The sequence below is a fragment of the Acidobacteriota bacterium genome, from assembly GCA_004299485.1.
GTDB lineage: Bacteria > Acidobacteriota > Terriglobia > Terriglobales > SCQP01 > SCQP01.
Genome location: SCQP01000005.1, coordinates 1 through 14,907, shown reverse-complemented (window position 1 = coordinate 14,907; position 14,907 = coordinate 1). Strand labels below are relative to the sequence as shown.

Genomic DNA, 14,907 nt, shown 5'->3' with positions numbered 1-14,907 from the left:
AAGCTGATCCGCTGACCGCCACGCATCCTGTAAGTGATTGAAAAATATCCCTTTAGCCAACAAACCATTGACGGCCGGACGGCGTCATTGCTAGAGTCACTGATGGCGGATGTCTTTCTCCCCGGGCCGCCTCCGGACTTTCCTTGCGCAAACGCTATTACATCTTTATGGTCCGCCATGACTGGGACGGCCAGGTTGATCGAGTCCCGATCCCGGTAAGGTGGGTTGTCGCGTTTGTCATCTGTGCTGCCGTGGGTCTGGTCACGATTGCCGGTTTTGCCGGCTCCTACGGTCGCATGCTCATCAAGGTACAGGCCTTCAACGAGCTGCGCTCGCGCCAGAACCTGCTCGAGTCCCAGCTGGATCACACCCGCAAGGATGCCGATACCTATAAAGCTGAGGTCGCCAGCCTGGGCAGTCTGGCCAGTGAAGTCAGCGCCCTGTACAACTTCAAGCACAACGCCAGCCTCAAGGATCGCGTCCGCAACGCCAGCCGCACCCCTGGCCTGCCTCTGGCCGCCTCGGCCAACCTGGTGCCGGCCAGCCAGATTTACGCCGACACCCTCAGCAGCTTCCAGGTGCTCGAAACCCGCGCCATGGCAGCCTCTCTGCCCCTACACAACCGCATGGGCGCCTGGGAGCCGGACATCTGGCCGGTGCGCGGCCGCATCACCAGCAGCTTCGGCGAACGCATCGATCCCTTCCAGGGAGAAGGCGCCTTTCACGCCGGCATTGACATTGCCGTGCCCTTTGGTACGTCAGTCCATGTCACCGCCGACGGCGTCGTGGTGTTTGCCGGCATCATGGATGGCTATGGCCGCACGGTCATTGTCGATCACGGCCACGGCGTGCAAACCCTCTACGCCCACATGTCGAGCTTAGCCGTCGCCGTCGGCCAGCAGGTCGATCGTGATGAGGTCGTCGGGTATGTCGGTGAGAGCGGTTGGACCACGGGTCCTCACCTCCACTACGAAGTGCGCATTCACCACGCCCCGGTGAATCCGTACAGCTATTTGCGCTAAGCGCAAATAGCTGTACGCCCTGCGTAGCCGCGCAGCGCGAAGCAGGGCAACCCGCCGGTGCCAGGCATCCAGCCCGCGCAGCGCGAAGCAGGGCAACCCGCCGGCGCCAGACATCCAGCCCGCGGTAGCGCGAAGCAGGGCAACCCGCCGGCGCCGCGCCTCCAGAATTATTCCCTTCTCCCAAGGAAACCCCAGGCCCGCCACGTTAATCAAGCGCAAGCAAGGAGTAGTCTCATGCCCTTGCCCCGCGCTGCCTTTGTTTCTCTCGATCAGCTTGATCCCGCCGCCCAGGCCCAAAAGGCGCAGGCCGCCTCCTCCGCCGGTGCCCTGCACGCCGAACGCGAGCGCGCCATTGCGCAGCGCCTGGCTGCCGAACGGCTGCGGCTGCGTCAGCAGGCTGGCCTCGAGGACCAGCCCGGCGCCTCCAAGCACTTTCACCGCCCCATCGAACGTGCCTTTACCGGTGCGGAGCGCGACCGCGTCACCCTCTTGTTCGGCGGCCTGACCTGGAAACACGAGCGCCTGATCCAGGCAGCGTTTCAGGGCAACGGCTACAACTGCGTGGTGCTGCCCGTGCCCGACGTGGCGGCATTTCAGTTGGGCAAGGAGTTCGGCAACAACGGCCAGTGCAACCCGACGTACTTCACCGTCGGCAATCTGGTCCAGTTCCTGCAAAAACTCGAATCTGAAGGCGTGCCGCGCCAGGAGATTGTGGACAACTACGTCTTCTTTACCGCCGGCTCCTGCGGTCCCTGCCGCTTTGGCATGTACGAGGCCGAGTACCGCTATGCCCTGAAGAACGCCGGCTTTGACGGCTTCCGGGTGCTGCTATTCCAGCAGCAAGATGGCATCAAGGCTGCCTCGGGCGAGCCCGGCCTGAAGTTCACCGTCAACTTTGGCATGAGCATGCTCAATGCCATGCTGCTGGGCGACGCCATCAACGACCTGGTCTACCAAATCCGTCCTTTCGAGGTGAACAAAGGCGAAACCGACCGCGTCTTTGACGAGGCCGTCAACCAGCTCTGCACTCGCATCCACAATCAGCACCCCTTCGAGCTGATGGAGCGCGCCCCCAAAGCAATCAGGCCCTGGCTTGCCCGGCACACCAAAATCAAAGACACCGGCAGCATTCTTTGCAAGATCTACTCCCACCTCTACGGTCGCGAGTTCCGTTCGGCACTGCGCGAGTGCCGCGACAAGCTGAATACCATCGCGGTGGACCGTACCCGGTTGCGGCCGGTAGTCAAGATCACCGGCGAGTTCTGGGCGCAGATCACCGAAGGTGACGGCAACTTCCATATGTTCCGCTTCATCGAGGAGGAAGGCGCCCAGGTGATCGTCGAACCCATCGCCACCTGGGTGGCCTACATGATCCATCTGGTCCGCATCACCACCATCGCCAACCGCCATATCAACGCGCCCCATCCCAAAGCGACCTGGAGGCGGCCGCATCAGATGCTGGCCAACGAGCTCAAATTCCGCCAGAAGTGGCTGATGCTGGTCATCGGCGAGGCCATGTGGACGCTGTTTTATCACCGCGTGACCAAGCGCCTGGGCAATATCACCCATCACCTCGTGCCCCAAAAGGAGCTGGCGCGCGTGGCCGCACCCTTCTATAACAACTTAGCCCGCGGCGGCGAGGGCCATCTCGAAGTCGGCAAGAACGTCTACTACACCGCCCACAAACTCTGCCACATGGTGCTCGGCCTCAAGCCCTTCGGCTGCATGCCTTCTTCGCAGTCCGACGGCGCGCAATCCGCGGTGGTCAACCGTTTCCCCGACATGATCTATCTGCCGATTGAAACCAGTGGGGAAGGCGCCGTCAACGCCCACAGCCGCGTCCAGATGGCCTTGGGCGAAGCCAAAGTCAAAGCCAAAATGGAGATGGAGCGCATCCTGCGCGAAACCGGCGTCTCCCTCGCCGACGTGCGCGCCTACACCCAGGCTCATCCCGAGCTTCGCCGCCCCTTCTATCGCGTCCCCCACACCGAAGGCGTAACCTCGGTCGCGGCGAACTTCGTCCTCCATCTCCGCAACAAAGTTCCCCACGGCCATCGCTCCGAGCCCGCACCTAGCGCTACCTCCGCCTCTGCGGTCTAGCCCCCACGACTGTGCACTGAACACGGAACACGGAAACCGAACACCGTTCAGAAAGGAACCCTGCGATGCCACGCCTCCTGATTGGCCTCGATGTCGGCTCAACCACGGTCAAAGCTCTGGTTGGCGAAGAATCTTCCGACCAAATTCACTGGCGCGACTACCAGCGCCACGAGACCAAGCAGCCGGAAAAGGTCCTCGAGTTCCTGCGCCGCATGGAAGCCGACGCCGGTCTCACCGCCGGCCGCGACCGCATCTTCATGACCGGCTCCGGCGCCGGGCCGCTGGCCACGCTCATCGGCGCCAAGTTCGTTCAGGAAGTAACGGCCGTCGCCCTGGCGGTCGAACAGTTGCATCCCGAGGTGCATTCGGTGGTCGAGCTGGGCGGTCAGGACGCCAAGATCATCGTCTTCAAGGATGGCGAGCAGGGCGGCCGCAAAAAGAAAATCCCCTCCATGAACGACAAGTGCGCTGGCGGCACCGGCGCGGTCATCGACAAGATCAACGCCAAATTGCAAATCCCGCCGGTCGATCTCTGCAACCAGGGCTATCACGGCATCAAGCTGCACAAGGTTGCGGGCAAATGCGGCGTCTTTGCCGAAACCGATATCAACAGCCTGCAAAAAGCGGGCACGCCCAATGACGAGCTGATGGCTTCGCTCTTCGAAGCCATCGTCCTGCAGAACCTGAGCGTGCTCACGCGCGGCAACACCCTGCGGCCGCACGTGCTGCTGCTGGGCGGACCCAACTCGTTCATCCGGGGCCTGCGCGAATGCTGGCAGGCCAACATACCCCGCATCTGGGAAGAACGCCACGTCGAGATCCCGCCCGGCGCCAAACCGGAAGATCTCATCCGCGTGCCCGACAACGCTCAATACTACGCCGCGCTCGGCGCCATCGCCTTCGGCCGCGACGAAGATGCCGACGTCGGTGTCTACGCCGGCACCGCGCCGCTGCTCGATTACCTCGACGTCGGCCGCCACCAGGAGAAGCTCAAATCCGGCGGCAAAGCCCTGGTCGAAAACCCCGAAGAACTCAAAACCTTCCGTGAGCAATTCCGCCCGGTGCCGTTCACGCCCGCGACCTTTGCCTCCGGCGACGTCGTCAAAGGCTTTCTCGGTCTCGATGGCGGCTCAACCTCGACCAAAGTCGCCCTGCTCGACGAGCACCGCCAGGTGCTGGAGAAGGTCTACCAGCTCTCGAAAGGCAATCCCATTCAGGACACGATGGAGGTCTGCGCCAAGCTGCGCGAAAAAGTCGAAGCCTCCGGTGCGCGCCTCGAAATCCTGGGCGCCGGCACCACCGGCTACGCCAAGGACATGCTCAAAGATGTCCTCCATGCGGATGTTGCTCTGGTGGAAACCGTCGCCCACACCGAATCGGCCATGCTGTTCTACGACGATCCCCACGTCATCGTCGATGTTGGCGGCCAGGATATCAAGCTCATCGTCCTCAAAGACGGCCGCGTCAAGGACTTCAAGCTCAACACCCAATGCTCGGCCGGCAACGGCTACTTCCTGCAGTCCACCGCCGAAGGCTTCGGCATCCCGGTCGAAAAGTACGCCGACATCGCCTTCGCCGCCGAGACCATGCCCGTGTTCGGCTACGGCTGCGCCGTCTTCATGCAATCCGACATCGTCAGCTTCCAGCGCCAGGGCTGGCGCGCCGAAGAAATCCTGGCCGGCCTGGCCGCGGTGCTGCCCAAAAACGTTTTCCTCTACGTCGCCGGCATTCCCAGTCTCGCCGCCCTCGGCTCGCGCTTCGTGCTTCAGGGTGGCACGCAAAACAATCTCGCGGCGGTGAAGTCCGAAGTCGACTTCATCCGTTCCAGTTTCAAGGGCGCCGCGCCGCCCGAGATCATCATCCACCAGCACTGCGGCGAATCCGGCGCCATCGGCGCCGCCGTCGAAGCGTTGCGTCTCTGGCGGCGCGGCAAACAGACTTCCTTCATCGGACTCGACGCCGTCGCCCGCATCCAGTACCGCACCACCCGCAACGAAGCCACCCGCTGCTACTTCTGCAAGAACAACTGCCTGCGCACCTTCATCGACGTGCAGACCATCGCCAACGCCCAACCCGAGCCGGTCGCCAACTTTAAATCGAAAGTTCCGATCCTGCAGGGCGAGCAGCGCCTGATTATCGCCACCTGCGAAAAGGGCACGGTCGAAGAACTCGGCGCCATGAAAGACATCAAAGCCGGTCTCGACAAAATGCGCGCCGCCAACCCCAACTTGGTCGATCTCGCCGCCCACGAGGCGTTTCGCCCGCCCGTCGTGGACTGCGTGGCCGAAGAGCCTAAAGCTGCCGGCTTCCACTGGGGCAAAGCCGCCGAGGCCGCCAAGCAGCGCGCCCTGCTGTTTGGGGCGCGCGGTTCGGTCCGCATCGGCATCCCGCGCGTCCTCAACACCTACGTCTACGCGCCCTTCTACAACGGCTACCTCCAGGCCTTGGGCATCAAGCCGGAAAACATCGTCTACTCCGACTACACCTCGCCTGATCTCTATCGCGCTGGTTCCAGCCGCGGCGCCATCGACCCCTGCTTCCCGGCCAAAATCGGCATCGCCCACGTCCACAACCTGCTCAGCGTCAAGCATCCCAAAAAATCTCTGGACGCTATCTTCTTTGCCATGGTGGACGTACTCCACACCCCGCTCACCCATCTCACCGGCTCCAACGCCTGTCCCACGGTGACGGCCACGCCGGAAACCGCCAAGGCGGCCTTCATCAAGGAGTCAAACCTGTTCGCCGAAGCCGGTGTGCGCTTTCTCGGCCCCGTGCTCGATTTCCAGGACCACAAGTTGCTCGCCTGGCAGCTCTTCAAGGCCTTCGATCCCATGCTCTCGCTCACGGAAGACGAAAACGTCCGCGCCGTCGAGGCCGGCTTCGCCGCCATGACCGGTTATGAGACCGACATGCGCCGCCGCGCGCGCGAAACTCTCGATCAGCTCGAGCGCGAAGACCGCGTCGGCCTGGTCATGCTCGGCCGCCCGTATCATCATGATCCCGGCCTCAACCACGAAATCCTCGATGAGTTCAGCAAGCTCGGCTATCCCGTCTTCTCCCAGTCTCTGCTGCCGCTCGATGAAGATTTGCTCGAGCGCCTCTTCGGCGCCGAAGTCCGCGCCGGCGTCATCCAGGATCCGCTGGACATCTCCGACGTCTGGAAGAATTCCTTCTCCGCCTCCACCAACCACAAAGTCTGGGCGGCCAAGTTCACCGCCCGCCACCCCAATCTCGTGGCGCTCGAGATTTCCAGCTTCAAGTGCGGCCACGACGCGCCCATTTACGGCGTGGTCGAAGGCATCATCGAAAGCTCCGGCACGCCCTACTTTTCCTTCAAGGATCTCGACGAGAACAAGCCGACAGGTTCCATTCGCATCCGTGTGGAAACCATCGACTACTTCCTGCGCCGCTACCGCGAGGACATCGCCGACCGCCGCAAAGCGCGTCAAACCGCCGAGAGTGACATCGCAGCGCGCCTGGCCGAACTCGAACGCGAACTGCGCGCGGAAACTGAGAGCAACCTCGTCCATGCCTGAACCCGCCGCCCCTCCCCAACATCGTTTAGACGTAAGCTTGCACGATTTTCTTATGGGCGCTGCGGCTAAGCCCGCGCCCTATCAGCCTCCGACCGGCTTGCTGCTGGAAGATCCGCCCTTCCCCCAGCGCCCCGACGTTTACGCTACCCGCGAGGAGGATCTCAACACCCCTCCCTATGACACCCCACCGCAGCGTCACTGGGGCGCGCGTCATGTGTACCGGGATCTGAAAGGCTATTTGTTCCCCTACGTCCGTTCGCGCGTCATGCCCGGGAATTTTCACCCCATCATCGCCTACTTGTTCACCGAGTGGAAATGCAACCTCGACTGCCATTACTGCTGGGCCTACAACAACAGCGTCAAGGGCATGACCGAGCCCGTCGCCCGCGCCGCGCTCGACTGGCTCGCCGACAACGGCACCGGCGTGCTGGCGCTGATGGGCGGCGAGCCGTTGCTCCGGCCCCAGTTCGTCCACAAAGTCGTCTATTACGCCACCAAGCGCGGCATGTGGGTCTACTTGCCCACCAACGGCCGCCTGCTCCGCCCCGAGGTCATCGATCAGTTGGGCGATGCCGGCGTCGCCACCGTCAATCTCGCCGTCGATTCGGTCGAGATCAAACCCAGCCTGCCCAAGGCGCTCGCCCCCATCCGCAGCTACTTCGAATACCTCTGCAAGCGCCAGTACCGCTACGGCTTCACGGTCTTTTTCAACATCAACATCTGCCGCAACAATCTAGACGACGTGCGTCAGCTCACCGAAATCGCCCATGATCACGGCATCTCGACCGACTACCACATCAACGAGTCGCCCATGACCGACCATGGCGACTTCAAGCACCTGGAGCGCAACGAAACCTACATCACCCGCGACGACTGGCCCGCGGTCGACGCCACCATCGACTGGATCATCGACAAAAACAAGTCCGGCTACAAAATGGTCGATTCCGTTCAACGCCTCGAGGCCATGAAGCGTTTCATGCGCGGCCAGCAAGGCCCCTGGAAATGCCGCGCCGGCCAGAACACTCTCATCGTCCGCGTCGATGGTTCGCTCGCCCCCTGCTTCCCGCTCTATTCCGCCTCGCGCGACTGGGGCACGGTTGGCGCCCACAAATTCGAAAAGCCCCAGCTCGACGAGATGAAGAAGACCTGCTCGCTCACCTGCTTCTCGACCCTCAACCACAACGTCGCCATGGCCTACAACGACGGTCGCGTCATCAAGTTCCTTCTCAAGCAGGCCCTCCACGGCTTCCGCGGCGTCACCGGCAGCATGGACCAAAGCTGAGCCCCCGGCCGGCGCATAATGGGCGTATGCCCCGCCGCTCGACCGTGCGCCGCCACGCCGTTCTGCTGCCCACCGCGACCGTTCGCCAACTGGAAGCTTTGGCGAAGTCGCACAACGCCAGTCTGAGCCAGACCGCAGCCCGTTTAGTGGAGACGGGCTTGGAAGCAGAACTGCGGCAGCGGAACCATTATCTCGGTCTGATCGATGAGCTCGCTTCCAGTGATGATGCGCGACGGCGTAAAAAGATCAAAGAAGAGCTGGCGCGCCTTACGTTCGAGGGCTGATGCCGCCCATTCGATGGGATGGGTTGCCGCCCGAACTCCGCGACCACCTGTTTGAGCGAGCGGCTGACCGAAAAATCCGCGCGGAGGATTTAATGCGGCTGCAAGCCTGGAGACGCTCCAGTCCGGAAGCCCCCAGCGGTCCCTGGTACAAGGACTTTGGGTCCTTTAAGCTGTGTGGCGAGGGCGCATTCCCGAAAACATTCCTACTCGCCGGGCAGCCCGCCCATGGAAAGAAGCTGTAGGAGCATATTTGCGCCCGCACGCGTGCTTTCGTCACAATTTTGTCGATATTCTTTATCCCTGAAAATTATGTGCTCTGCCGTGAGCCGTTCGGAGTAGCATGGGCAGCGAAAGGAGTTCCTGCCCATGACTAGCAAGTTAGTTCTGGCCTCACTCCTGCTGAGCGCAAGTTGCCTTGCGTCCCAGTCAACCGTTACCCCCCCAGCAGCACGTTGCTATCCAAAAGCTAGCCACAACGCAATACAAGTCGCACACCGTGGCCGTGCATGAGGTCCTTGTGAAATTCAAGGCGCCTCCTTCGGAGGCCGTGCTCAGCTCCGTCAAGCTCAACACTGCGGCTAGTTATCTGGAGCCGATCGGCGGCGCCGGCTGGTACGATGTCAAATCGCCGACACTGACCGTGGCGCAGCTCATTCAAATGCTCACCAACGATGACCGGGTCCTGAAGGTCGAACCCGACTACGTCGGGAACAACACAGCGGTAAGCGCTCCCAGATCGGCGCACCCGATGATGTCCGGCGATCCGAGCGACCCTGACTTTACGCAGCAGTGGGCTCTCAAAAACACCGGCCAGTGCTATGGTTCCACCTGCGGTATTGCCAGCTACGACGTCAACGCCGAGCCAGCGTGGGCGATTGCGGACGCCGACCAGAACAGGACCCGCCAGATCGTTGTCATTTACGGCACCGGCGTGGACTACAACAACCCCGACCTTGCCGCAAATGTGTGGACCGCGCCGCACTCGTACACGATCAATGAATTCGGGATTACCTACAACTGCCCTCAAGGCGCCCACGGCTACAACGCCATGGCTGGCCTGGCGGGCTGCACTGGGCAGGTATACGACAATGAGGGCCATGGGACGCTCGTATCCGGCGCGGCCGATGCGGTGAGCAACAATTCCGTCGGCATCGCCGGAACCGCCGACAACATGACGCTGCTGCCCATAAGCATTTGCACGCAGTACTGCGATGTAGACTCAGCAATCAGGGGGCTCGACGCGTCGATTCAGATCGCGCAGCAATTTGGGTTGCGCTTCGCCGCCGCGAGCATGAGCCACGCCGATCTTCAGGGTTCGGCATTCGAGGATGAGATGGCGCTCGTGACAGCCGATACGGGCGTCGTCTTTGCCGCGAGCACTGGCGACGATTGCAGCACCCCAGGCTGGCCGGTCGCCTATCACCTAAGCGACGAAATCGCCGTAGCTGCGAGCGACCAGGACGACAACCCGTCCAATTGGGGCCCGGGCCAGTGCACCGATAGCGGCGGTGACATTGCAGCCCCAGGAACCAACGTGCTAACTACGACCCTGGGCGACACAACCGGCAACAACCCTGCGCTATTCGGCGGAACCTCCGCCTCTGCCCCCATCGTCGCGGGCGCGGTCGCACTGCTCGAGTCGGTCTGCCCATTGTCGCCGTATGCACTGATTGCAACCGTTGAGGGCACCGCGGACCAGAAGCCGCAGCTTCTCGGCTACGCAACGGACGGCCGCAGACTCAACATGGGCGCGGCGTTGGCAAGCTGTACGCAGGGAACCGCCGCGACCGACACCGGCAGCATCTACTCGAACGGCAGAGGCCGCCGCCAACTTTACACGGATTTCGGCTACATAAGCATCACCGTTGGCGATTACACGTGCGGCTATTCTCACGACACAACATTCGACACCTCTCAGTCCATGGCGGAGGGGCTGGTCGGCGATTGCCTTTCCTCGCCGTACATCACGGCGACATACACCAGCGGCGGAGGTTTTACGCTGACTACGAAGGCGATAGGTCCGTACACGAACTATCCGGCGGCGGCCCAGGTCGTGGACCAGTGTACGAACGCCTGCGGCCCAGCGCCGACCATCAACCTCGGCACCCAGTTCACCGGCGGTGCGTCCTAGGGAGTAACGGATGAAAACGCAATCTGCCGCCTTCCGGCTGATGGTCATGATCCTCGCGTCCATCGTGCTCCTCGCAACTGGGCGCGCACAGACAGCTCCCCGCGCGCCTGAGGCGTCCGCAGCGGCATACGCTAGAACTGCCCCTACCCCTGTTCTGCACGCCTCCCCAGGCGTGCAGAACCAAACCGTACCGGCGGTTCGCACGAAACACCCGCATTCCATCCGCAACACGCTCATTATTTTTGCCGCGATCGGTGGTGCGGTCGTGCTCTTCTTTGCGCTCCGTCGCACGCCGCAAAAGTGCTCGCTTTGTGCCGTTGCTCCGCAGTGACGCCAAGAGCCGCTGGCAACATCCGAGCGCCGTCGTTCGCGTGGACAGCGCTTGCGCCGTATACTAAGCGCGGTATGGCCGACAGTATGGACGACCAGCTTGCCGTTCTGCACCTGGTGTGCGGCCGGCTCGAAGCGGCCGGGATCGCCTACCCGGTCACCGGCTCCCTGGCAGCCGCTTTCTACGCGCAGCCACGCATGACGTGAGACATCGATCTCGTGGTCGAGCTGCAAATGCGCGACGCGAATCTCCACACTTTTTGCCGATGAGTTCCTGGTGGACGGGCACGAGGTGCGGCGCGCGATCGCGGGACGTGGGGTGTGTAACCCGACCCACACCACCGTGATCGTAAAAGTGGATCCGAGATGCCGGCGCATCGACGCCGCCGGAACGCAGGTCTGGTCCGTCTCGCCTGAAGATTTGATTCTCTCCAAACTGGCCTGGTCACAGCCCTCTGGGTCTGAGCTGCGGCTTCGGATGCGCGTTTGCTCCTGCGTAGCGTGGCGACGAATCTCGAGCGCTGGGCTGCCGAGCTCGGCATCTCCGACTTGCTGCAGGAGGCTCAATCTTGATGACTGATACCAGCCCCTGGGCGGAGAAGGCCATGGCGGATCTCTGGCGCCAGCGCAGCGGCAGCGAGCGCGTGCGTGCCGCCTGCGCCATGTTCAGTACCGCGCGGCAACTGGTCATCGCTGGCCTGCGCCAGGAAAATCCCGGCCTCGCTGGCGCCGCGCTGCGCTTCGCCATCCTGGAGCGTACCTATGCTGCGGATTTTGCGCCCGACGATTGGGCGCGCTTGCGCGAGCAGTGGCAAAAACGCGATAGCCGCGGCGGATAATTCCAAGGGCCGCGGCAGCTGCTCACCAGTTCTGCAACACTTGAAAACCACCGCACCCAGACGAAGGCTGCCTCGCGATGGCCTAGCACCTCAGCCGCGAGCAGCCCGCGCTGGCAGCCCCACCATGGCCGCGCGGATCGGTTCGCAGCTCGACTTTTTAGAGCCGGGCGCCGCGGTAAAACAGATACAGCCCGGCGATTTGCACCAGGTGGTAGACCACGTTGTGCACCCGCAGCGGGCTGCGCTGCAAGCCGAAGCCAATCGCGGTGACGACCGCGCCGGCGATGATCCAGTGCGTGCGCGGCGCGCCGGCCGGTAATCCTCCGGCAAACGAGGCGGCAATATACAGAACAATGGCTACGCCAATCAGAACCAGGGTCGCGTTCCACAGCGTCCCGCTGTGCGTGCCTGCGTGGAAGATCCCGCCGGCGAAAGCCGCGGCCGTCACGAACGCATAGGCCAGCACCCAGATCCAATGCGCCTGCCAGCTCCGCGCCAGCAGCACCGCAAACGTCAGCGCTACTGCCGCCAGCACGAAATCGGTGACCGCGGTGGCGTTCACCGCAGCGCACTCGCCCATTCACGCAGCGTTGCCGAACTAACGCGGAGCCGCAGCCAGACCTGCCGTCCGCTCTGTCCCGTCTCGACGCGGTCGAGCAGCGCCCGCAGCGTCGGCTGCCCCGGCGTTTCCGGCCATAGCGGCCGCAGCGCGTCCAATTCATTTTGCACCCATTGCTGCACCGCGGCCGCGGCATCCGCGCTGCTGGCCTGCGCGCCTCCGGCGACGGTCACGCCGCCGCCGCTGCCCCGCAGGCTCACTTCGACCCGTTCTACGCCCTGCCAGGGCAACTGCGTGCCATCGAGCGCGCGCGCTGCTTCCAATTGCTCGGCATTGATATCGGCATAGCCCACCAGCAGCCGCCAGTTGTTGCCCGCGCGCCACAGCGCCGGCGCTGTTGACCACCACCGCCGCGCCTGCGCTACCACCGGCGCGGCATCCTGCGCGTTCGTCACCAGCAGCTCCCGGGGCCCGAGCGGCACGACCGTCAGCAACTGCTGCGGCCGCGCCCAGCCGGGAAACACATACGCCCTGGCTCCGGCGATTCGCTCCTCGCGCAGCGCGTGCTGCTGCAAGTACGCGGTGAACTTCGGCTCGAACCGGCCCCGCAGGATTGCGGTAGCATCGACCGGCTGCGTCGGCCGGCCGTTCAGGGACAGCGCGACTGCATCCAGATCTGTCTGGTAATCAAACCCCGACTCGCGTACAAAGGCGGCGTAGCCGGGCGACGGCTGCGCCCCCCCGGCTGTCATGCCCAATTCCCGCAGCGGTCGACAATTCAGGTACACCAGCGTCTGCCCAGGCGGCAGGCTGCGCACAATGGACGGCGGCATCGCCCACCACGACCACGCCAGTCCGCCGGCAACCAGAATACATATGACGGTAATCGCCCAGCGGCGCATGCGCCCACTTTACCACCCCGCCAAGGGCTCCGAGGCCGGCGTGTCCAGTCGAGGGCGGGATCACGCCAGCGGATCGGCGTGCATGATATTCGGATAGCGGCGGAAATCGTAGTCGCAGGAGTAAAGAGTGCAGCCGCGCTCCAGTGCCATGGCTGCCAGATGGGCGTCTGTCGTGAGATTGCCGGCGGTGCCGGTTACGGAGACGAGCTGCCTCAACAGCGGCCAGTGATTGGGTCCCGGCGACACGGGTACCACGTAGGGCTGCTGGAACCAGCCGTCCACAATTCTCAACGCCGCCTCCGGCGCCAGCGGATGCGCAAGGATTCCTGGCTTGGTTATCACCCGCAGGAATGCCAGGACCACGACCCACGCAAGCCCGACCTCAGTTTCGCTGGACAGCTCCTTTTCCAGCCACGCGCGCACTCTCGCGTGCCGCGGCGCATCGCTATTCACCGCATAAATCAGCAGGTTGGCATCGACAAGGATCATTTGTGCATCGCCAGTTTGCGCGCCAACTCCTCGTCTTCCAGCTTGTCGGCGATCGCCAACGCCTTGTCCAGGTTCAGGCCGGCCGCTGCCGCGCCCATCGCGAACACAGGGGTTGTGTACGGTTTTGCCCGTGGCAACGCTCCCGCTGCCACGAGGCCCCGCCGCAGAGTCGCGTTGACGGTTGCCTTGAACGATGAATCCGAGCGCTGAGCCAGGGCCTTCAGCTTGCTTGCAATCTGGTCATCGAGAGTCAATGTCGTCCGCATACAGCCATCTTCGCACACTAAAGACTGACATCAAAGCATCATTGCCATACGCGGGGGCTGCGGTGTTGGGGTCTCCACGCCAATTTTCAAAGTGCTCAATTGTGGCACCGGGAGCTGGCTGCCGTGGCGCTGGCGGTCACGACCTATTGCGCTATAATGGTTAGGATTCCGGCGGTTGGCAGCGAAGCTTGCAATTTTGGTTCCGTTTTCTATACAATCAGACCTTTGTCGCCAATGATGAAGGGCTCCGAGGCTGGCGTGTCCAGTCTACGGAGAATTTTGCGCTGGCGTAGCTCAGTTGGTAGAGCAGCTGATTTGTAATCAGCCGGTCGGGGGTTCAAATCCCTCCGCCAGCTCCAGCTAGCGTTGAGGGAAGAGTTGGGTTTCGGACAGGTGGGTGAGTGGTTAATACCAACAGACTGTAAATCTGTCGCCCCTTGGGGCTACGGAGGTTCGAATCCTCCCCTGTCCACCAGAATGCGAGTGGGATGGCAGTAGGACAGTCGAGCATCGGGGCAGCCCCGCCCAAAGCATCCGGCAATATCCGGACGCTGGTGGCGATGGTGCTGTACGCCGCGCTCATTGTGGCTGCGCTGGCTACGCTGAGCGATTGGCGCATCCGTCTGGTGACGGTAGCGATCGTGCTGCTGTTCGCCGGCCGGACCTTGTGGACGCCTCATAAAGAGGCGCCCTCGCCGGTGGGCCGTGAAGCCGACCGCGAGGAGGAAGCAGCGGACGAGTAGCGGCCGATGTAGCTCAGTTGGTAGAGCGCGTCCTTGGTAAGGACGAGGTCACCAGTTCAATCCTGGTCATCGGCTCCAGGTTTGGTGAGGGTTGAGGGAAGGGAAGAGGGAACAGGGATTCGCGGGAGTAGCTCAGTTGGTAGAGTGTCAGCCTTCCAAGCTGATTGTCGCGGGTTCGAATCCCGTCTCCCGCTCCAAGTCTGGCTTGGCTGCACCAAGCCAAACTTGCCCTGCGAAGCGCATCGCGCGAAGCAGGGCTTGTGAGGGTGGCAGCGGACGTTAGGTAGAGAGAGAGATTATGGCCAAAGAAAAATTTGACCGTTCCAAGCCGCACGTAAACGTGGGCACGATTGGGCACATCGATCACGGCAAGACGACGCTGACGGCGGCGATCACGAAGGTGCTGGCGAAGCACGATCCGAAA

General features: G+C 62.7%; 12 protein-coding genes, 4 tRNA genes and 1 pseudogene. 14 read left to right on the top strand and 3 right to left on the bottom strand.

What is annotated here, in order from left to right; translation table 11 throughout:
- Nucleotides 1-167: 167 nt before the first annotated feature.
- The 7 genes from EPN33_04675 to EPN33_04645 all read left to right on the top strand — a co-directional run bounded on the left by EPN33_04675 (nt 168) and on the right by EPN33_04645 (nt 11,524).
- Nucleotides 168-1,022 (top strand): M23 family metallopeptidase, encoded by an 855-nt coding sequence (locus EPN33_04675; protein TAN23445.1) that lies wholly within the window; start codon nt 168-170, stop codon nt 1,020-1,022.
- A 234-nt stretch (nt 1,023-1,256) separates the two neighbouring features.
- Nucleotides 1,257-3,122, top strand: coding sequence for an activator of (R)-2-hydroxyglutaryl-CoA dehydratase (locus tag EPN33_04670; GenBank protein ID TAN23444.1), 1,866 nt, complete (start codon nt 1,257-1,259; stop codon nt 3,120-3,122).
- A 65-nt stretch (nt 3,123-3,187) separates the two neighbouring features.
- Nucleotides 3,188-6,658, top strand: a complete 3,471-nt coding sequence (locus EPN33_04665; protein TAN23443.1) for a CoA activase — start codon at nt 3,188-3,190, stop codon at nt 6,656-6,658.
- Complete coding sequence (locus EPN33_04660) at nt 6,651-7,940, top strand: radical SAM protein (GenBank protein ID TAN23442.1); 1,290 nt, start codon at nt 6,651-6,653, stop codon at nt 7,938-7,940. The genes EPN33_04665 and EPN33_04660 overlap by 8 nt, the downstream gene beginning before the upstream one ends.
- A gap of 26 nt (nt 7,941-7,966) precedes the next feature.
- Nucleotides 7,967-8,224 carry a hypothetical protein gene (locus EPN33_04655; protein TAN23441.1) on the top strand — a complete coding sequence of 86 codons (258 nt, stop codon included), beginning with the start codon at nt 7,967-7,969 and terminating at the stop codon, nt 8,222-8,224.
- Nucleotides 8,225-8,741: 517 nt separating this feature from the next.
- Entirely contained in the window at nt 8,742-10,355 is a 1,614-nt protein-coding gene (locus tag EPN33_04650; protein TAN23440.1) for a hypothetical protein, read from the top strand.
- Nucleotides 10,356-11,254: 899 nt separating this feature from the next.
- Entirely contained in the window at nt 11,255-11,524 is a 270-nt protein-coding gene (locus tag EPN33_04645) for a hypothetical protein (protein TAN23439.1), read from the top strand.
- Nucleotides 11,525-11,681: 157 nt separating this feature from the next.
- Here the strand turns inward: EPN33_04645 and EPN33_04640 are convergent, their stop codons facing one another.
- Nucleotides 11,682-12,104: a hypothetical protein gene (locus EPN33_04640; protein ID TAN23438.1), complete on the bottom strand. Its 423-nt coding sequence runs from the start codon at nt 12,102-12,104 to the stop codon at nt 11,682-11,684.
- A 76-nt stretch (nt 12,105-12,180) separates the two neighbouring features.
- Between EPN33_04640 and EPN33_04635 the strand changes: the two are divergent.
- Nucleotides 12,181-12,267, top strand: a pseudogene (locus tag EPN33_04635) (cytochrome c5 family protein).
- 778 nt (nt 12,268-13,045) lie between these two features.
- Here the strand turns inward: EPN33_04635 and EPN33_04630 are convergent.
- Both EPN33_04630 and EPN33_04625 read right to left on the bottom strand, forming a co-directional pair.
- The gene (locus EPN33_04630; GenBank protein ID TAN23437.1) at nt 13,046-13,474 is read right to left on the bottom strand and encodes a PIN domain-containing protein; all 429 of its coding nucleotides are present in this window, start codon (nt 13,472-13,474) and stop codon (nt 13,046-13,048) included.
- A complete protein-coding gene (locus EPN33_04625) occupies nt 13,471-13,740 on the bottom strand; it encodes a DUF2191 domain-containing protein (GenBank protein TAN23436.1) in 270 nt (89 codons plus the stop codon). The genes EPN33_04630 and EPN33_04625 overlap by 4 nt, the downstream gene beginning before the upstream one ends.
- A gap of 283 nt (nt 13,741-14,023) precedes the next feature.
- Between EPN33_04625 and EPN33_04620 the strand changes: the two genes are divergently transcribed.
- The 6 genes from EPN33_04620 to tuf form a co-directional block, all read left to right on the top strand.
- Nucleotides 14,024-14,099, top strand: a tRNA-Thr gene (locus EPN33_04620).
- A 28-nt stretch (nt 14,100-14,127) separates the two neighbouring features.
- Nucleotides 14,128-14,215: transfer RNA gene (locus EPN33_04615), tRNA-Tyr, on the top strand.
- A gap of 13 nt (nt 14,216-14,228) precedes the next feature.
- On the top strand, nt 14,229-14,483 hold the full coding sequence (locus EPN33_04610) for a hypothetical protein (GenBank protein TAN23435.1): 255 nt from the start codon (nt 14,229-14,231) through the stop codon (nt 14,481-14,483).
- 2 nt (nt 14,484-14,485) lie between these two features.
- Nucleotides 14,486-14,561 (top strand) — tRNA-Thr (locus EPN33_04605).
- A 43-nt stretch (nt 14,562-14,604) separates the two neighbouring features.
- Nucleotides 14,605-14,680 (top strand) — tRNA-Gly (locus tag EPN33_04600).
- A 101-nt stretch (nt 14,681-14,781) separates the two neighbouring features.
- Nucleotides 14,782-14,907, top strand: a 126-nt coding sequence (gene tuf / locus EPN33_04595) for an elongation factor Tu (GenBank protein ID TAN23434.1), incomplete at its 3' end; no start/stop codon positions are given.

Coding starts and splice junctions, on each gene's coding strand:
- EPN33_04655 (TAN23441.1), top strand. CDS start 7,967: ATGCCCCGCCGCTCGACCGTGCGCCGCCACGCCGTTCTGCTGCCCACC.
- EPN33_04640 (TAN23438.1), bottom strand. CDS start 12,104: ATGGGCGAGTGCGCTGCGGTGAACGCCACCGCGGTCACCGATTTCGTG.
- EPN33_04670 (TAN23444.1), top strand. CDS start 1,257: ATGCCCTTGCCCCGCGCTGCCTTTGTTTCTCTCGATCAGCTTGATCCC.
- EPN33_04660 (TAN23442.1), top strand. CDS start 6,651: ATGCCTGAACCCGCCGCCCCTCCCCAACATCGTTTAGACGTAAGCTTG.
- EPN33_04630 (TAN23437.1), bottom strand. CDS start 13,474: ATGATCCTTGTCGATGCCAACCTGCTGATTTATGCGGTGAATAGCGAT.
- EPN33_04665 (TAN23443.1), top strand. CDS start 3,188: ATGCCACGCCTCCTGATTGGCCTCGATGTCGGCTCAACCACGGTCAAA.
- EPN33_04625 (TAN23436.1), bottom strand. CDS start 13,740: ATGCGGACGACATTGACTCTCGATGACCAGATTGCAAGCAAGCTGAAG.
- EPN33_04675 (TAN23445.1), top strand. CDS start 168: ATGGTCCGCCATGACTGGGACGGCCAGGTTGATCGAGTCCCGATCCCG.
- EPN33_04610 (TAN23435.1), top strand. CDS start 14,229: ATGGCAGTAGGACAGTCGAGCATCGGGGCAGCCCCGCCCAAAGCATCC.